The sequence below is a fragment of the Streptomyces sp. NPDC000348 genome, from assembly GCF_042898795.1.
Taxonomy (GTDB): Bacteria; Actinomycetota; Actinomycetes; order Streptomycetales; family Streptomycetaceae; genus Streptomyces.
In genome coordinates this window covers 64,391-82,076 of sequence record NZ_JBIAZD010000004.1, presented here as the reverse complement: position 1 = coordinate 82,076, position 17,686 = coordinate 64,391, and the positions used below count along the sequence as shown (strand labels likewise).

General features: G+C 72.9%; 16 protein-coding genes. 7 read left to right on the top strand and 9 right to left on the bottom strand.

The window, feature by feature from the left end; genetic code table 11:
- Window positions 1-16: 16 nt before the first annotated feature.
- From ACFY3N_RS10040 to ACFY3N_RS10030, 3 genes are read left to right on the top strand one after another with little or no spacing between them, the layout of a single operon-like run.
- A complete protein-coding gene (locus ACFY3N_RS10040; RefSeq protein WP_390816459.1) occupies window positions 17-553 on the top strand; it encodes a DoxX family protein in 537 nt (178 codons plus the stop codon).
- A complete protein-coding gene (locus tag ACFY3N_RS10035) occupies window positions 534-1,271 on the top strand; it encodes a YoaK family protein (RefSeq protein WP_390816132.1) in 738 nt (245 codons plus the stop codon). The genes ACFY3N_RS10040 and ACFY3N_RS10035 overlap by 20 nt, the downstream gene beginning before the upstream one ends.
- Complete coding sequence (locus ACFY3N_RS10030; protein WP_390816131.1) at window positions 1,268-2,926, top strand: MFS transporter; 1,659 nt, start codon at window positions 1,268-1,270, stop codon at window positions 2,924-2,926. Before ACFY3N_RS10035 ends, ACFY3N_RS10030 begins: the two co-directional genes overlap by 4 nt.
- A 449-nt stretch (window positions 2,927-3,375) precedes the next feature.
- On the opposite strand, the gene ACFY3N_RS10025 is transcribed toward ACFY3N_RS10030, so the two are convergent.
- The 4 genes from ACFY3N_RS10025 to ACFY3N_RS10010 all read right to left on the bottom strand — a co-directional run bounded on the left by ACFY3N_RS10025 (window position 3,376) and on the right by ACFY3N_RS10010 (window position 9,564).
- Window positions 3,376-4,392: a helix-turn-helix domain-containing protein gene (locus tag ACFY3N_RS10025; protein WP_390816130.1), complete on the bottom strand. Its 1,017-nt coding sequence runs from the start codon at window positions 4,390-4,392 to the stop codon at window positions 3,376-3,378.
- 154 nt (window positions 4,393-4,546) lie between these two features.
- A complete protein-coding gene (locus ACFY3N_RS10020; protein ID WP_390816129.1) occupies window positions 4,547-5,800 on the bottom strand; it encodes an ABC transporter substrate-binding protein in 1,254 nt (417 codons plus the stop codon).
- Window positions 5,801-5,998: 198 nt separating this feature from the next.
- Window positions 5,999-6,730, bottom strand: a complete 732-nt coding sequence (locus ACFY3N_RS10015) for an alpha/beta fold hydrolase (RefSeq protein ID WP_390816128.1) — start codon at window positions 6,728-6,730, stop codon at window positions 5,999-6,001.
- Window positions 6,731-6,819: 89 nt separating this feature from the next.
- Window positions 6,820-9,564, bottom strand: coding sequence for an AAA family ATPase (locus ACFY3N_RS10010; RefSeq protein WP_390816127.1), 2,745 nt, complete (start codon window positions 9,562-9,564; stop codon window positions 6,820-6,822).
- 693 nt (window positions 9,565-10,257) lie between these two features.
- Here ACFY3N_RS10010 and ACFY3N_RS10005 point away from each other — a divergent pair.
- On the top strand, window positions 10,258-11,094 hold the full coding sequence (locus ACFY3N_RS10005) for an alpha/beta fold hydrolase (RefSeq protein WP_390816126.1): 837 nt from the start codon (window positions 10,258-10,260) through the stop codon (window positions 11,092-11,094).
- A 146-nt stretch (window positions 11,095-11,240) separates the two neighbouring features.
- Window positions 11,241-11,399 carry a hypothetical protein gene (locus tag ACFY3N_RS10000; protein WP_390816125.1) on the top strand — a complete coding sequence of 53 codons (159 nt, stop codon included), beginning with the start codon at window positions 11,241-11,243 and terminating at the stop codon, window positions 11,397-11,399.
- A gap of 58 nt (window positions 11,400-11,457) precedes the next feature.
- Here the strand turns inward: ACFY3N_RS10000 and ACFY3N_RS09995 are convergent, their stop codons facing one another.
- Both ACFY3N_RS09995 and ACFY3N_RS09990 read right to left on the bottom strand, forming a co-directional pair.
- Complete coding sequence (locus ACFY3N_RS09995; protein WP_390816124.1) at window positions 11,458-11,649, bottom strand: DUF397 domain-containing protein; 192 nt, start codon at window positions 11,647-11,649, stop codon at window positions 11,458-11,460.
- The gene (locus ACFY3N_RS09990) at window positions 11,646-12,533 is read right to left on the bottom strand and encodes a Scr1 family TA system antitoxin-like transcriptional regulator (RefSeq protein ID WP_390816123.1); all 888 of its coding nucleotides are present in this window, start codon (window positions 12,531-12,533) and stop codon (window positions 11,646-11,648) included. Before ACFY3N_RS09990 ends, ACFY3N_RS09995 begins: the two co-directional genes overlap by 4 nt.
- A 321-nt stretch (window positions 12,534-12,854) precedes the next feature.
- Between ACFY3N_RS09990 and ACFY3N_RS09985 the strand changes: the two genes are divergently transcribed.
- Window positions 12,855-13,079, top strand: coding sequence for a DUF397 domain-containing protein (locus ACFY3N_RS09985; protein ID WP_390816122.1), 225 nt, complete (start codon window positions 12,855-12,857; stop codon window positions 13,077-13,079).
- 85 nt (window positions 13,080-13,164) lie between these two features.
- Complete coding sequence (locus ACFY3N_RS09980; protein WP_390816121.1) at window positions 13,165-13,632, top strand: hypothetical protein; 468 nt, start codon at window positions 13,165-13,167, stop codon at window positions 13,630-13,632.
- Window positions 13,633-13,941: 309 nt separating this feature from the next.
- On the opposite strand, the gene ACFY3N_RS09975 is transcribed toward ACFY3N_RS09980, so the two are convergent.
- The 3 genes from ACFY3N_RS09975 to ACFY3N_RS09965 form a co-directional block, all read right to left on the bottom strand.
- Window positions 13,942-14,862 (bottom strand): hypothetical protein, encoded by a 921-nt coding sequence (locus ACFY3N_RS09975; RefSeq protein ID WP_390816120.1) that lies wholly within the window; start codon window positions 14,860-14,862, stop codon window positions 13,942-13,944.
- Window positions 14,863-15,088: 226 nt separating this feature from the next.
- Entirely contained in the window at window positions 15,089-16,192 is a 1,104-nt protein-coding gene (locus tag ACFY3N_RS09970; RefSeq protein WP_390816119.1) for a S1 family peptidase, read from the bottom strand.
- Window positions 16,193-16,531: 339 nt separating this feature from the next.
- Window positions 16,532-17,602, bottom strand: coding sequence for a hypothetical protein (locus ACFY3N_RS09965; RefSeq protein ID WP_390816118.1), 1,071 nt, complete (start codon window positions 17,600-17,602; stop codon window positions 16,532-16,534).
- Window positions 17,603-17,686: the final 84 nt, after the last annotated feature.

The following is a 17,686-nucleotide window of genomic DNA, read 5'->3' as shown; positions in this document are numbered from 1 at the left end:
GAACAGGCACATGGCAATGGACGACGGACTGTTGGTGCTCCGGCTGGTGGTGGGACTCCTCCTCGCCGGCCACGGAGTGCAGAAGGTCAGTTTCCGGCTGGGGGGCAGCGGACTGGCCGGGGGAACCGAGGAGTTCCGCCGTGACGGCTTCCGCGGCGGGAGGCTCACCGCCCTCGCCGCGGGCGGCAGCCAGATCGGTGCCGGTCTGTTCCTGGCGGCCGGCCTCCTCACTCCCGTGGCGGCGATGGCCGCCGCGGGGGTGATGACGGTGGCAGGCACCGTCAAACGGCACAAGGGGCTCTGGGTGCAGAACGACGGCTACGAGTACCCGCTGGTCCTCGTCGCCGTCGCCGCGGCCCTCGCTCTCACCGGCCCGGGCCGCTGGTCGCTCGACCACCTCCTCGGGCTGCTCCCCTGGCCGCTCTGGGCCTCCCTCGCGGCCGTCGTCATCGGCCCGGGCAGTGGCCTGATCACCCGCTCGGCGCTGCGGCACGCGCCGGCCGCGGGTGACACGACGGACGGAAGGACACGGCATGCGCGGGCTGCTGACTGACGCCGCGCGCACACTCGTCCCGCCGAAGGGCGACCCGCACGGCCCCCTGCCGCCGCTGATGCTGGTGCTGACGGTGGTGACCGGTCTCATCGACGCCGTGAGCTACCTGGCGCTCGGCCGGGTCTTCGTCGCCAACATGACCGGCAACGTGGTCTTCCTGGGCTTCGCCCTGGCGGGCGCGCCGGGGCTGTCCGCACCCGCCTCCATCGTCTCGATGGTCTCGTTCCTCACCGGAGCACTGGCGGGAGGGCGGTTCGGCACCCGGTTCGCGGCACACCGCGGCCGGCTCCTGACCGCGACGACGGCCGTCCAGGCCGTGCTCGTCGCCGGCACCGTCGTCGTGGTCGCGATCGCGCACGGCGAGGTGTCCGGCCCGGTCCGGTACACCCTCGTCGTGCTCCTGGGCATCGCCATGGGGATGCAGAACGCGGTCGCGCGACGCCTCGGGGTCCCGGACCTGACCACGACCGTCCTGACGCTCACCATGACAGGGCTGGCCGCGGACTCCTCGCCGGCCGGCGGGGCCGCTCCCCGCCCCGGCCGGCGTGTCCTCTCCGTCCTCGCCATGTTCCTCGGAGCCCTCGCGGGCGCCCTGCTCCTGGGGCACACCGAGCTCCTCCTCGTCCTGGGTCTGGCACTGCTGCTTCTCGTGGTGACGTCGGTGGTGACCCACCGGCTGTCGGCCTCCGCCCCCGCCTGGGCCGGGCCACCGTCATGAGGCTCGCGGACGGCTCGTCCTGGGCGCCGCTCGCGGCGCGCGTCTTCCGCGCGTTGTGGATCGCGCAGCTGGTGTCCAACACCGGCACCTGGATGCAGACGGTCGGCGCCCAGTGGCTCCTCCTCGGGCACGGCGCCTCCCTGGTGACGCTCGTGCAGACGGCCTCCAGCCTCCCGGTCGTCCTGCTCGCCCTTCCTTCCGGTGTGCTGGCCGACCGCTACGACCGTCGCAAGGTGCTCCTGGCCGCCCAGTTCTCCCTGCTCGCCGTCTCGACCGCGCTGACGGTGCTCGCGTTCCGGGGCACGCTCGCCCCCGGTCTCCTGCTCGCCCTCACCTTCCTGCTGGGCTGCGGCACCGCGCTGATGGGGCCCGCCTGGCAGGCGATCCAGCCGGAACTCGTGGAGCGCGAGCAGCTGGGGCAGGCGGCGGCGCTGGGCGCGGTGAACATGAACCTCGCCCGTGCCGTGGGCCCGGCCCTCGGGGGCGTGGTGGTCGCCGCGGCGGGCGCGGGCTGGGTCTTCGCGTTCAACGCCCTGTCGTACCTGGGCATCGCGACGGTGCTGCTGCTGTGGCGACGGCCGGTGACCCCACGGCCCGCCGTCCGGGGCGAAGGATTCCTGGCAGCCGTTCAGGCCGGCCGCCGCTACGTCCGGCACGCGCCCGGAGTCCGCCGGGTACTGCTGCGCACGGCCCTGTTCGTCCCGGGCGCGGCCGCCCTGTGGTCGCTTCTTCCGCTGGTCGCGAGCCGCTCCCTGGGACTGGGTCCGGGCGGGTACGGGGTCCTGCTCGGCGTCGTCGGCGTCGGCGCGGTGGCCGGCGCCTTCGCCCTTCCCGCCGCCCGCCGCGGGCTGGGGGTCAACGGCACCCTTGCCGCGGGCTCGACGGTCTTCGCCGTGACACTGGTGGTGCTGGCCACGGCTCCTCCTCCCTGGCTCGCGGCTGCCGCACTGCTGCCCGCGGGCCTCGCCTGGATCGGCGTGCTGTCCACCCTCAACGCCGCTGTCCAGCAGCGGTTGCCCGGCTGGGTCAGGGGCAGGGGACTCGCCGTCCATCTCATGGTGTTCCAGGGCGGGCAGGCGCTGACCGCGCCGGTGTGGGGGGCGCTGGCCGACGGGCCGGGACTGACCGCCTCACTGCTGATCGGCGCCGGCCTGCTGGTGGGCGGTGCCCTGAGTGTGCGTCGCCTGCCTCTGCGCGCCGCGGACGGGGACGACCCGAGCCCTTCCGACCATTGGCCCGTTCCGCCCCTGGTGTTCGAACCCGGACCGGCCGACGGTCCGGTCCTGGTCTCCGTCACGTACCGGATCGCTCCGCGGGACTGGCCCGCCTTCACCGACCGCATGCGGCACGTGGCCCGTTCCCGGCGCCGCACCGGAGCCCTGACCTGGGGTCTCTTCCAGGACGGCGGTGATCCCTGCCGGTTCGTCGAGAACTACCTGGTCGCCTCCTGGTCGGAGCACCTGGCCCAGCACCACGGCCGGCTCACGGCCGACGACCGCCGCTTCGAGGAGCAGGCCCGCGAACTGCTCGCCGAAGGCGTCGCACCGGAGGTGACCCATGCCTTCGACGCGACGTCCGGACCCGTCGTCACAGCCGGCGAGCATGACGCGGACGGGCCCCCGGGGACCGGTCCGCCGGCGGGCCGTCGGCGGTGAGCGGAGGCACGCCGTAGGCGCCGCGGCGCCTACGGCGTGGCCCCGCGCGCTGCCGTGCCGGCGAGGACTGCCTGGACGTGCGCCACTCACCGGGTGGCACCGGGAACGTCCTGCGGGGAGGGCGCGACACCGGTGAAGCCGCGCCGGTGGTCGCGGCCGAAGCGGTTTCGCCCGCGTCCTCACCGGCCCCTCCTCCCCTGACCCGAAGACGTCAGGGTCCTGGGGCCGGACGCGCCCCGGCACGACCGGGGCCCGGCTCGGCGCGGCACGCCGCTGCTCGAAGGGCACGCGTCCAGGACTCCGCCCCGTGGGCCTGCGGACCGTGGTCGGCCCGGCCGCGCGCTCGACGCGGCCGTCCAGGACCTCGGCGCCCCGGTCCTGACGCGGCTCCGTGGGCGGCGACGACTGCGCGGATCACGGCACGGAAGGGAAGGAGGCGCTCGTCGGTCTCAGGCGTCGAGGAGCCGTGCGGACGACGGGGCCTGCCGCGTCGGGCGCCGGGCGCCGCGCCACTCACGGGGGGACATCCCGTAGGCGGCCCGGAACACCCGGCTGAAATGGGCGGCACTGGTGAAACCCCATCGGTGTGCGACCGCGGCGATCGTGGCGCTCGCGTGGCCCTCCAGGTCGCGTCGGCACTCCTCCAGACGACGTCGCTGGATCCACCGGCCGACCGTGGCGTCCTCGCTCTCGAACAGTTTGTGCAGGTAGCGCAGGGAGATGTGATGGGCCCGGGCGATCGCCTGCGGGGTCAGACCGGGGTCCGTCAGGTGACGGTCGATGAACGCCTGGATCCGCAGCAGCAGTGCCCGGTTCCCGCCGGGCGTGTCCGCGGTCGACCGTCCGAGGACCTCGTCGGCCAGCACACCGAGCAGGTCCACGACGTTGCGGGCCATCAGCTCGCCGGTGCGGGATTGGTAGTTCCCGGCGCCTTCCACGAGCCCGGCCAGAAAGGGCGAGAGCAGACCGCCGAGGGAGGTGTCGGGGCCGAGCGGGCAGACCGTGACGCGTGCCAGGTCGGCCTCCCCCAGGCCCAGTACGTCTCTCGGCAGGACGAGCGACTTGGTCCGGAAGGACTGGGGGAGATCCAGTCGGAGGGGGCGCGCCATGTCGTAGACGAAGATGTCCCCAGGGCCGAGAAGGGCTTCACGGCCGTCCTGTTCCAGGCGGGCCACTCCTCTTTCCAGCAACTTGACGACGACGTACTCGTCCTGGTCGTCCTGGCCGGCGAGCCGGCGCGTGCGCAGGGCGGACAGGCAGTCGCCGTCGACCGTGACGGCCTGGAGCCGGCCGAGCGGTATCGCGTGGATCGCCCCGGAGTACACCTCGTCGGGGACGGTCATGTTCACGGCGCCGAAAGTCCGGGACAGTGCTTCGCGCCAGTACGCCCGCCGGTGCGGGACGGGCAGTCCGTCGGTGGTGTGGAAGCTGCCGGGGACACTTCCCTCCTGAACATACGGCGCCATGGTCTCCGCCCCTCGACTGGTGTGTGCCTACCGCAACACCGTGCCAGCCGGCCCCGGGGCGGCACATCGCGCGAATCCGCTAGATCGGCGCGACGTGGGCGGGGGGGTGTCTCGCGGGCCCGCCCCTCGGAGCGTCGTCCTCCCGGGGGACGGTTCAGTCGCCGGTCGCGATCCGCTGCGCGTCCCCGAGGGCTTCCTCCGGAGTCCGCTCCCCCGCCAGCGCCGACTGGATGGCGGTGTAGATCCCGGTCGCCGCCTTGGGCCACCTGACGCCGAGTTCGCCGGTACGGACGCGCGCCGTTTCCACGCTCCTGGTGAAGACCGTCATGGACGGGTTCCGCTCGGCGTACCGGGCGGCCACCGTGGCGCGGGAGGGCACGGTGAAGTGCTGTTCGGCCAGGGTGAGCATGTTCGGGGAGTCGTTCAGACAGGCGAGGACCCGGGCGGCCTTCTCCTGCCGGGCCTCGGAAGAAGTCCGCGGGACCGTCCACACCTCGCCGCCGAGGGGCGTGATCGGGGTCCGTCCCGCACGGGGAACGGGCACGGGGGCCACTCCCCAGCGCAGGTTCCCGTCCTCGTTCAGGGCCGGGATCCGCCAGGGGCCGTTGATCATCATGGCCGTCCTCCCGGCGGCGAACTGGTCGTGGACGTCGGCCTGGGTCCAGTTCAGCACCGACTTCGACATGGATCCGCTCTCCACCAGATCGACCCACAGCCGGAGCGCCTGAGCGGCCTGCGGGGTGTCCAGCTTCTTCTCGTGTCCTCCGTTGGACCACAGGAAGGGCAGGAACTGCCAGCTGCTCTCGAAGGTGGCGCTCGCGTCGACCGCCATGCCGTAACGCCCCGGACCGGTCAACTCGGCCGCGGCGTCCTTCAGTTCGTCCCAGGTCCGGGGTACCGCGACGCCGGCCTCGGCGAGCATGTCCTTGTTGTAGAAGAGGGCGACCGTGCTCACGTAGGGGGCCAGCCCGTAGACCTCTCCCCGGTACGTGCCCGCGGACAGGATGCCCTCGGCGAAGCCGCCGGTGTCGATGCCGTACCGGTCCAGCGGGGTCAGTGCGCCGGTCTGCGCGATCCGCTGGAGGTCGGGGTTGTCCAGCATCAGCAGATCGGGAAGGGTCCGCGAGGACGCCTGCCGCAGGACCCTGGGGACGAGCGACGCCGGCGGGACGCTCGTGTGCTCGATCCTGACGCCGGCGGTCCTGCCGCACGCGGTGAGCATCTCCCCCCACTGGGCGTGCTCGGACTCGTCGGTGTAGTAGTCGAGCACGGTGATGGAGTCGGCCTTGTCCGTGCCGGACCCGGCGCCGGTCCCCCCGGCACAGCCGGTGACGGCCAGTATCAGCGCCATGGTTCCGGTCAGGCGGGCGGCGATGCGCCGCCCCGGTCGTCGGGCTGCTGGAAACATGCTGGCGCCTTGTCGGGTGACTGTCCGTGGCGGAGTCCGGTGCCGCGGATCGACGGGCCCGGGAGGCCGTGGGAGCGGCTTCGACTGCGCCTTCTGTCCGAGCGCATTCTAAGCACCCGGGCAGAGCACCCCGCGGGGTGTCCGGAGCGATGCCCGCCTGCCCGAAGGCCCGGTCGCGCGCGGTCGTCGCCGCCACGGTCACCGTCCCTGCCCGGCCGCTTCGCGGATCATCGCCGCCACGCCGTCGGGCCGCGACAGCACGACGGCGTGGGAACCGTCCAGCACGTGCTCGGTGGCCGCCATGCGTTGCGCCATGAAGCGCTGAGCAGCGGGGTGGAGTATCCGGTCGGCGGTCGCGACGGCGTACCAGGACGGTTTCGAGGCCCACACCGGCGCGCCCGACCTGTCGGTCAGGGCGGCGCAGGCGATCGGGCGTTGCGCCACCGAGAGCACCTCCGCGAGACCGCGTGGCAGATCGGCGGCGTACACCTGCGGGAATCGTTCCCCGCGGATGTACAGCTCGTCGGCCGGGTCGTCGTGGATCCGCGTGGGGACGGCGGCGGTGAAGGTCGCGTCGGCCACCGGAGTGGGGGCGAAGCGGTTCATGATGTCCAGGACGGACTCCCCCGCGTCGGGACCGAACGCCGCGACGTAGCACAGGGCCACGACGTTGTCGGCGTCGGCGGCGGCCTGTGTGATGACCGAACCGCCGTAGTCGTGACCGACCAGCACGACGGGTACGTCGAGGGCACGCACCGTGCTCCCGAGGTACGCGGCGTCCTGCGCCAGCCCCCGCAGCGGGTTCGCCGGGGCGCGCACGGTCATCCCGGCGGTCTGGAGGAGGCCGGTGACCCCCGCCCACGACGAGGCGTCGGTGAACGCGCCGTGCACCAGCACGACGGTCGGCGGTACGGGACTGGATCCGTGCATGCCGGTGACCTCCGACCGGGTGAGGAGAGGTCCCAGACAAGCGGGTCCGGGTGCGGCAGGGCATCGCGTGAACGTACCAACCCGTCCCCTCAGTCGTCGGGCAGGGCCATGACCAGGTTGGCGAGCTGCACCCGGGAGTTGACCGACAGCTTGCGGAAGACGGACGTCAGGTGGGTGTTGACGGTGTGGGGGGAGACCACGAGCAGGTCCGCGGCCGACCGGTTGGTGTGCCCCTGGGCGACGAGGCGCGCGATCTTCTCCTCCGAGGGCGTGAGCGCGCCCCAGCCCCGCACGGGGCGTTGCCCGGTCGCCGTGCCGCGGCCGCTCGCCCCCGCGTCCTCGAAAGGCCTCTGCACCTGTGCCGCCATGGCGTGGGCGCCCGACTCGGCGAACGCGTCACGGGCCCGGGTCAGCGCGTCCACCGCCCGGCGTCTGCGGCCCGCGGCCAGGAGCGCCTGTCCGAGGTCCGCGTGCGCGGCGGCCCGGACCAGGGGACGGGGACTCGCGTCGAGCAGTCGGACGGAGTGCTCCAGCAGGTCCGGATCGTTCTTCACCAGCCCGAGGGCCTGCGCCGCGATGCCCGTGGCGGTCGGCACGGCGGGGTTGCGTTCGGCGTGGGCGGCGGCCTGTGCGGCCAGGTCCCCGGCGAGTTCGTGGTCCGCGCCGCGCAGGGCCGTGCGTATCGCGCAGTCGACCCAGTCGCGCAGGAGCCGCCAGCGCATGAAGGGGCCCTGCCGCTGCACTTGCCGGATCTTGTCGACGGCACGGCCGACGTCCCCGTCGGCCTCCGCGTGGACCGCTTCCAGGAAGCGCACCGCGGCGGTGTTGCCCCGGTTCGGTTTGGCCGCCAGCCGTTCCCGCGCCGCGGCCAGATGCTCCCGCGCCGCCGCCGGATCGCCGCGCAGCAGGGCGAGCCGGGAGCGGATCACGCGGCCGTTCACCTGCTGGACGCACACCTGCACCTCGTCCTCCAGCCGCTCCATGGTCTCGAAGTCGGCGTCGGCGTCGTCGAGTCTGCCGCGTCCAAGGTCGTGCTGGCCCTGGGCCCACAGCAGCATGGCCTGGCGCGTCGCCCCGGCGTCCGTCGCCCGCAGGAGCAGGCGTTCGCCGGACTCGAAGTCGTCCATGTGCAGGTGCGCGACGATCTCCTCGGGGAGGAAGGCGGAGTCGATGGCGCTCAGTGCGGCGAATCGTTCCAGCGCGAGTGCGTTCTCCCCCGCGTTCTGCGCGATCTCGCCGAGCCCGGACAGCGCCAGGACGTGTGCCTCCCGGTCGCCGGCGGCGCCCGCGGCACGCAGTGCGGTCTCGCCGGCCTCGCGCGCCGCGACCAGGTCGTGCTCGCGGGACATGGCCAGGGCACGCAGGCCGGCCAGCCTCGCCCCGATCTCCGGCGCGGCGCCCTCCATGGCCAGGGCGGCTTCGGCCCGGCGGCGCAGCTCGTCGGCGAGATCCAGGTTCCACAGCGTTCCGCCGAGGGCGGCCTGCAGCCGGCCGAACGCCTCCAGCGGCGGCCGCTCGGCCAGGAGCCGGTCACCCGTCGCCAGGGCCTCCCGGTTCCTGCCCGCCCGCGTCAGGCAGAGGATCGCCTGCTCACCCACGGTGAACCGCAGCGGCCGTGTGGACGGCACGAGCTCCAGTGCGCGCGTCGTCAGGTCGGCCGCGAGACCCGGGGTGACCGGCAGCACGGCGTCGGCCGCCCGCTGCAGCAGGGCCACGGCCTCCTCGTCCCCGGGCAGGGCGCCCCTGAGGATGTGCGGCACCGCGTCGATCGGCTGGTGCCCCGCGGCGACGAGGCCGCGGGCGGCCTCCCGGTGCAGCGCCTTCCGGGCCGACGGCGGGATGTCGGCGTAGACCGCCTGGCGCAGCAGGTCGTGCCGGAAGACCAGGTGATCACCGTCGTCGTCCAGGAGTCCGGCGCGCACGGCTTCTTCGAGCGCCGGGACCAGCGCGGCGGCCGGCTGACCGCAGAGCGCGGCGGCGGCGTGGAAGCCGAACCGGCGTCCCAGTACCGCTCCCATCTGCAGGAAGCGCAGTGTGCCGGGCTGCAGGGACCTGAGCCTGCCGCGCACGCCCACCACGAGCCCCGGCGGGACGAGGGCGTCCGAGGCCTCGTCGGTCCGCAGCCCCGCGAGCATCTCGACGGCCAGGAACGGGTTCCCGCCCGCTCCTTCGAGCAGGTCCCGTACACGTTCGCCGACAGCTGCCCCGATGGTGTCACCGGCCAGTTGAGCGATGGCCGCGCCGGACAGGGGTCCTAGGGACACGGTGACGGCCGGGAGCCGGCCGGTCGCGGCCGCGACGATCTCCTCCGCCGGGCCCGCGGGTTCCCGTCGCCCGGCCAGCAGCCACAGCACGGGGGAGCTTCGAAGGCGTGCCGGAAGCTGTTGCAGGGCGAACCGGCTCAGTGGGTCGGCCCACTGCACGTCGTCCAGGCCGATCAGTACCGGCACGCTGCCGGCTCTGGTCTCGATCGCCTCTGCCAGGCGCTCCACCAGCCAGATCCGCTGATCGTGGTTGCGGGTCAGATCGGCGAAGGCGTCGCCGGACAGCAGGGGTTGGTCGCCGTGCAGAACGGAGGCCGCCAACGACGAGAGCGGCACGATGTGATGCAGCTCGTCCGCCTTGCCGACGCCGGCCGAGAATCCCGCTGCCACGGCCTTGGAGACCACTTCGGCGAGCAGCGTGGTCTTGCCGATGCCCGGTTCGCCCTGGATGAGGGCCAGTCCGCCGCTCCCGGTGCCGGCCACGGCGGCGATCAGCGCCTCGAGCTCTTCGAGCTCGCTCTCCCGGCCGCGCAGACCGCTACGGGACAGCGGACCGCCTGTTCCCGCCATCTACGACCCGTTCCTCCCGCACGCGTCCGTCGCCTCCGGTCCCCGCCCGTGCCCACGGGTGACCGCTCTCCTCTCCGGGACGCGCTCTCCCGTCACCCGGCACCGCGCGTCGCCGAAGCCCGGTGCGGCGCGGCCGTCACCGGCACGGCGAGCGGGGCGGGACCCCGGATCCGGCGGCAGCCCGTGCTCCCGCCCCGCGGGAACCGGGCCGTGCCGATCACGTCCACCGTGGGCGCCCTCCGGCCGGCTGTGTCCGGAGACGGACGGCCGCCGCACGATCAGCCGGCCCGGCACCGCGTCCAGCCGTGGCGGACGGGACGACTCAGGTGGTCGGTCCGACGGCCGTGCGGCGGCTGCGGGGAGGCCACGCGTCGGCGGATCTTGTCCCACAGTGCACTCTAACCGTTCCCTGCGTGCACCCGGACCGCGGTGGCGCGGAGGCGCCGGACGCGGTGGAAACGCCCTGCCCGCCGACGCACGTCCGCCGGGCGGCACTTCTGGGCAAGAAGCGGTGCGCTCGGGAACAACACGGGGCCAAAGGCCCGCCTTAGCGTGATGCCACTCCGTGCCGCGCACCCCGCGAAGCCCCGGACATCGGCCGCCGAGGAGCCGATGCCGCCCGCACGGCGTCCCGCCTCATCGAGCCGGGGCGCGTCCCGCGCGCACCGGTCACACCGAACGAAGGAAGAGACGTTGCCTTACATCACCGTGGGTCAGGAGAACTCCACCACCATCGACCTCTACTACGAGGACCACGGGGCCGGGCAGCCGGTCGTCCTCATCCACGGCTTCCCGCTCGACGGGCACTCCTGGGAACGGCAGAGCGCCGTACTGCTGGACGCGGGCTACCGCGTGATCACCTACGACCGCCGCGGGTTCGGGCAGTCGAGCCAGCCGACGACCGGGTACGACTACGACACCTTCGCGGCCGACCTGAACACCGTGCTGGAGACCCTCGACCTGCGGGACGCCGTCCTGGTCGGCTTCTCCATGGGCACCGGGGAGGTCGCCCGGTACGTGTCCGCCTACGGTTCCGCCCGGATCGCCAAGGTCGCCTTCCTGGCGTCGCTGGAGCCCTACCTGCTGAAGACCGACGACAACCCCGACGGAGTCGCCCCCAAGGAGTTCTTCGACGGCGTCGTCGCGGCCGTCAAGGCGGACCGCTACGCGTACTACACGGACTTCTACAAGGACTTCTACAACCTCGACGAGAACCTCGGCACCCGGATCAGCGAGGAGGCCGTGCGCAACAGCTGGAACGTCGCGGCGGGCGGCGGCTTCTTCGCCGCGGCCGCCGCGCCGTCCACCTGGTACACCGACTTCCGGGCCGACATCCCGGCCATCGACGTACCGGCTCTGATCCTCCACGGAACGGGCGACCGGATCCTTCCGGTCGAGGGGACCGCGCGGCCGTTCCACAAGGCCCTGCCGTCCGCCGACTACGTGGAGCTCGAGGGCGCCCCGCACGGACTGCTGTGGACCCACGCGGAGGAGGTCAACGCCGCGCTCCTCGCCTTCCTGGGGAAGTGACCCGCCGCGGGGCCGCCCGGTCCCCCGGCTCCCGGTCACGCGGTGCCCGTTCACCGTCCGCACGGCTCCGGATCGGGCGGGGGAACGGATCCGCGCCCGGCGCACGGCCTCCGGCGCACCACGAGCGGCACGAGGGCGAGGAGGCGGTGCTGGGCGGTGCCGCGGCCCCGCTGGTGGTCACCGCGCTGGCGGAGAACTACAGCCCGTCGGTGGGCGGTTGGTTCATGAGCGCCACGGCCCTGCTCTCGCTGGTCTGCATCCTGGCGCTGCCGGAGACCCGGGACCGGGATCTGGAGAGGACCTGAGCCGTTCCGTTCCGTGTGCGTACCCCGGTTTCCCGGGGGACGCACACGAGTGTTCCCGTCAACGCTCCGACGCGAACCGCACGAACCGTCCCCAGCCTTCGCGGCCGACGGCGAAGGCCGGGCGGGTCACGTCCTTGGAGTCCCTTACGTGGACGGCCTGTTCGGTGATCGCGACCTCCACGCAGCTGTCACCCTGGGTGCCGCTGTAGCTGGACTTGAACCAGGCGAGTTCCGACATACCGCTGCTCATAGCTCTCCTCGCAGTCGCTCCAGCAGGTCCCGGGATTCCTTGGGGTTGAGGGCCTGCGAGCGCAGTGTGTCATAGCGTCGGCAGAGCAAGCTCACCTCTTTCGCGTCGGAGATCAGCCGTCCGTTCTGTTGCCCCCCGGAGTATCCGAGCCGCCGTCCCTCCAAGGTCTCCACCAACTGGACGGGCCCATCTAGGCACCCGTGGAACTCCAACTTCAACGGCACCACTTGAAGCGTCACGTTGCGCGGTGCGGTCAGCTCAAGCACGTGGTCCAGCATGTTCGCCTGGACCTGCGCCCCGCCCAGCCCGCGCCGGAAAACCGACTCCTCCACGATGAAGCCGAACGGCACGGTCGGCCGCTCCCGCATCATCGCCTGCCGTTCCATTCGAGCCGTGACCTGCGCCTCCGTCTGCTCGTCGGTCAGCAACGGGATGCTGTTGTCGAACACCGCCCGCGCATACGCCTCCGACTGCAACAACCCCGGCACCAACCGGCACTCGTACGTGCACAGGCTCACCGCCTCCCGCTCCAGCCGGGCCCACCGCCGGAACCACGCCGCCAGCCCCGCCTCCCCTCGCGTGAGATGCCGCGCGGCCTTCCGCAGCGCACCCGTGTTGCCCAGGGCCTCCTCCGCCCGCTCCACGAACGCCTCGTCCGGCATCCGGCGCCCCAACTCCACCGACTCCACCGTGTGCTTGGAGTACTGCACCCGGGCACCCAGGTCGACCCGGCTCAGCCCCGCGTGCTCACGCAACGCCTGGACGACGGCCCCGAACGTCCGCAGGCTGTCCGACGGATGCGGCTCCCGCTCCCACTCCCCCACCGGAACCGCCCGCGCGCCGGCGCTCCCGGCCACCTCCCCCTCGACCCCGACCACGTCCATCCGCCGCCCCTTTCCTCTCCTCCGTACCGCGCACCACGACGGCTCCTCACGCCGCCCGCGTCCACCTCCAGCCTGACGGATCATCAGACGTACCGTCCACTCTTCGTGTCCGTACGCTGACTCACCGTACGGGATGCCACACTCGTCCCCGCCCCCGTCCGACCGCCACCCTGAGATCACGGAGAACCGGGAGAAACCGTCCGCGTCCACCGCTCACCTGCGGAAACGACCGGGCGGCCGTCTCCCCTCCCGTGCACTCCCGCCCACCACGGGCGGCGGCGGCCGGACCCGGCCGCATCGAACGAACTGGAAGGTGCAGTCATGCGGAATGGAACCGAGCTCTACGCGCTCGACATCAGCGGGGCCTCGTTCACCAAGGCGTGCGGCGGCCCCTGCACCGAGGGGTGCGTGACCCTGGCCCGGATCGGCGAGGACGCCTGGGCGCTGGGCGACAGCAAGCGGCCGGACGCGCAGCCGCTGCGGTTCACCACCGAGGAGCTGGACGCCGCCGGTATCGACCCGGCGTGCTTCGGCCTCGGCGCCTGACCCTCCCCCTCCCCTCCCCGCCGCCGGCCGGACCGGATTCCTCCCCGCGTCCGGCCGCCGGCGCTCCTCGCGACGGGAGCAGCACGTGCACCACCACGCCTACCTCTGGACCGGCCCGAAGGCGCGCTTCGACGACGAGGCCCTGCGGCGGCCCCCGCACCCCGATCCGCCCCCGGCCGGAGGCAGGCCGGAACTGATCGAGCGCTACCGCCAGGTCGCCGCCGAGTTCCGCACGTCGGACCTCCCGCCCCTGGAGACGGCGTACTGGCTCGTCAAGCCCCGCTCACTGGTCCGGGGCACCTGGGACGAGGCGAAGGAGGCGGCGGCCTGGCTCGGCGAGCGGCTGGCCGAGTACACGCCCCGGTTCGCGGCGGAGGCCGACCGGGACACCGCGCGCCTGGCCCGGCTGGTGGACGCCGCCGCCGAACGCCTGCGCGCGGGCGCCGACGTCTCGTACGGCCACTACCTCGAACGCCCCTCGTACCTCGCCCTGGCCGTGGTCACGTGCTCCCCGAACCGCACGCTCCCCGAACTGGCCTGCCCCTGCGCGTAGAGCAGACCCGGCACCCGCCCCCGCCCGGAACCCGGAGCACACCGCGGTCCCCGGTCAAGGGGTGACGGACCCCAGGCCCTCGGCCGACTGACACCAAGGGCGCGCACCCGGCCGCACCCCACTCCGGGGTACGGCCCGTTCGGTTCACGGCCCGGATCGGCGAGGACGCTTGGGCGCTGGGCGACAGCACCACGCTCCCGCGCTCCTCACACGGCGCGGCGGAGGATCCGGCGCACCGTCCACGCCCCGCGTCCGCTCGAAGGCGGCCTCACGGATCCGCCCTCCGTGGCCGTCGCGGGCGGCCCGGCCCTACCGCGCGGGGGTTCCGCCCGGCCGTCCGTACGGCACGGGCCGGCCCGTGAAGGCGTCCAGCAGGATCCGTTCACCGACCGGCCGGTCGAGTTCCACCTCCACCGGATCGACGTCCCTCCTGCCGGGACAGGGACCGTCCGCCGCTCCGGCCACGGACGCGGACAGGACCACGCTGCCGTCCGTTTCCAGCACCCGCACACGAGGCCCGTCGTCGCAGGCTCCGTGGTGGGCCAGCACCGTGACGGACCGGCCGTCCCGGGCCACTTCGACCAGTCCCTCCAAGGCGGTCAACTCACTGCCGGACAGGTCACGGGCGGCGTCGATCGGCGGGTCGGGCCATGCGGAAGGGAGGACGGCGGCATGTTCGAGGGCCGTCTCGTACCCTTCCACGGTGAACAGCCACGCCGGAACGGTCGCCGGGCCGCGACTCGTCGCGTGGGTCATCTCACCGAGCCTCGCCCCGGTCACCGTGAGACCCGGTCCGTCGGGGTCGCCGCGGTCCAGGGTCTCGTACACCTGGCGAGCCCCGATCAGCGGGAGGGTGAGCGAACCGCCCCCCTTCCACCTCACTTCCCCGTCCTCCCGCGGGAGGACGGGGAGATCGCCGCGCAGAACGAAGTCGCCCGCCTCGAAGGCGCGTTCGTCGGCTTCGTCGTGGAAGCCTCCCTCGGGCGGCTCCACCACGTCCTCCACGGGGTGGTAGCCCTCGCGCCACGCACCGGCGGCTTCGGAGCCGTCCCAGGCGTCGGCGACCTCGCGGGCGCGCACCTCCGCGTACACCCCACGGGTTTCGTCCGGTCCTCCGCCGTCGCCGCTGCCCGCCTCCCCGTTCCCGCACGCGGCGAGCGAGCCCGCGCCGACGACGAGGACCGCGACCGGGAAGAGGTGAGCGAGAGTGTTCCTGCCGTACGTGGCCATGAGCCCCTCCGGGGTCGATGCGGACTGGACGATCGAAGGCCGGCCGCCCCGGGCCGGCCTTCGGTACCCGGCCGGGGGCGGAGTCCTCCGTCCCCAGCGTGCGTCTTCCGAGGCCGCCGGTGCCTCCGGAGCGAAGCGCCCGCTCACGAGGACGCCGCGCGGTGCGCCCGCCGCGGAGGTGAGGCCGCGGCGCACGCACCCCTCGAGTGCCGCCCGGCGGACGGCGTCAGTAGACCTCGAGGCCGTTCTCGATGAGCATCTTGTGCACCGGCTCGTAATAGGTGCGCCGGTCGGCCTGCGCGTCGGAGTCCCCACAGGCTTCTTCCACATGCGTGGCGCCGGACAGGATTCCCAGGGCGTACAGCCCCGAGTACAGGGGGCCGCCGCTGTCGCCCAGTTTGGCGCACAGATCGCTCTCGATCATGTTGTACAGGGTGACCCCGTCGTCATAGGTGATGGTCACGTTCTTCCTCGTCACCTTGCCGACCAGGTCCTGGGATATGGTTCCCAGGCGTTTCACGGATTCCCCGACCACGGCATCGCGGGAGTTCGTGAGGGACTGCTCCGATCCGTCCCTCAGCTGGAGGGATCCGACCGGGACGACTTCGGAGTTCTGGTAGTCGATGACGGCCCAGTCCCCGGGCTCGTATTCGAAGTCGACCTGCGGCCCCAGGTAGACCCCTCCGGCTCGCCTCTGCCACTCGTACTTCCCGCCGACGACGCAGTGCCCGGCGGTGAGCAGGAACTTGCTCCCACTGGAATTCTGCACGTTGAAGGCCGCGGTGCAGATCCGTCCCAGGGACGCCGCCGTGAGCCCTTCGCCGTCGTAGGTCTCGATCCCGAGGCCGCCCCGCATGTAGTAGGTGGCGGCCGCTCCCATCTCCCCCGAGTCCCCGTCGTGGCGGGCGACGGCCGTTTCGATCCTTCCCGGGAGTTCCTCGATGCGCACGGCATCCCCGTGCCTTTCGGCGACCTCCTCGATGCGGGCGCGATCGGCGTCGGACACTCCGTCGTGGAGCGTGACGACGACGGCGTTACTGCTCGGGTCGGGACCCCAGGCGGTGTTGGGAATTCCCGCCAGCCGGTCCAGCTCGGCGTGGATCGACTCGAGTTCGGCCGCGCTGTGGGGCACGATCCTCGCCGCTCCCCCCGCGTCCCGAACCGCCTCCGCCGCGGCCGGGTCGGTGACCGCGACGACGGGACGCCCCTCCTCGACATAGACGCCGGCCGCGCGGTCGTCGCCCAGCTCGGCAGCCAGCTCCGCCGCCTTCACGGGGTCCACGAGCGGAGCCGGGACCGAGCGGGCCTCGGGCGATTGGACCACGCACACGGTTAACAGGCTGCAGACCGCAACAGCGACGAACGAATGCCGCACACGACGTCTTTCCATCTGCTCTCCCCCTCGGCGCTGCACTTCTTCGGCGCATACTCGACTGCGCAGGTGAGAGGATCTCCGGCCTGCCTTACGAGGGGATGAACCCTGAGTGACCGCCGGGGCCGGAAGCGTGATGCCGGGCACGACCCGCCAGGCCGTACTCCGTGCGATGTCGCCGTCCCGCCCCGTGTGCACACGGGCGCGTGCACACGGGCGCGTGCACACGGGCGGACCGCGCGTCTGAACACCTCCGTGACCGGCGCTTCCGTATCCGCCCGCCCCGAAGCCGGCAGTTCATTGGATCAGGTCGGTGTGCGGGTGCTCGGGCGAGGTCGGGCAGACGTAAAGCTGCATGTTGTCGGTGCTGCCCACTTCCACCCTCGTCGGCTGCGCGGGGGACAGGCCGGCGGGGCGACCGGCGGCGTAGGCGGCCTGCTCCTCGTACGGCACCCAGCCGTGCGTACTGCTGTCCCATTCGAAGGAGGCGATGGTCAGCAGCGGGACCATCTGCGCGTCGCAGACGGCGCAGTACCGGCGGTACGGGTCGGTGCGGCCCCACGGCGGCCAGCCGCCGACCTTCCAGCCGGGAGCGTTGGCCAGATTGCCGTCGTAGAACTCCGCCGGGTACTCCGCGTACGAGCCGTCCACGTCCGCACCGGCCGCCTGCCATCTGCTCCAGTCCCCCACCACCTCTCTCAACTCCGGGCTCAGATCCAGGCTGTTGGGGTACTCGGTGATCGCTTCCGGGGCCAGCAGACACGGCTCCGGCACATAGCCCGAGTAGTTCGCCTCGTACGGTTCCGGTGGCGTGGCGAGGACGTCGACGACCGAGGCGGCGGACCGCCAGAACACCGCGGTCGCGGGCTTCCAGTTGGGCTCGTGGTCGTAGGGACACCAGAGGACCTGGAGCAGATCGGCCTCTCCGGGCGGCCGCAGCAGGGGTACGTCGCGCACGTACAGCTGGGCCACGGGCAACAGGGGGACCGGGCGTTCCGCGGGCCAGGGAGGGCCGGCGTCGAGGCGCTCCGCGTACCTCGCGGCCTTCCGTTCCATGGCCGCCTGCTCCTCGGGCGTGAACGAGGGGCCGTAGGGGTCCTCGTGCCGCCGGGCCCGACTGTGCCTGTCGAGCCGCACCTCCGCCGGCGACTGGCGGAACCCGCTGTCGCCGTGCAGGTGCGCGTCCTCGCAGTGCGGCCAGGGTTCGTCGGCCGGCCACAGCAACGGGCCCCCGACCGAGCTGTCCCCGACCGAAGGCGATCCCGGACGGGGATGCAGCCGGATCGCGGGACGCGCCAGCGGAGCCAGTTCGGGAAAGACCGCGGTCACCTCGACGGGCCGCGGTGGAGTCGTCCGTACGAAAACCATGCCGGTGATCCTGTCACCAGCCACCGACAGTCCCCGCCGCCTCGACCGGCGTCCACGCTCAACCGGCCGCGACGCCCGCCCACC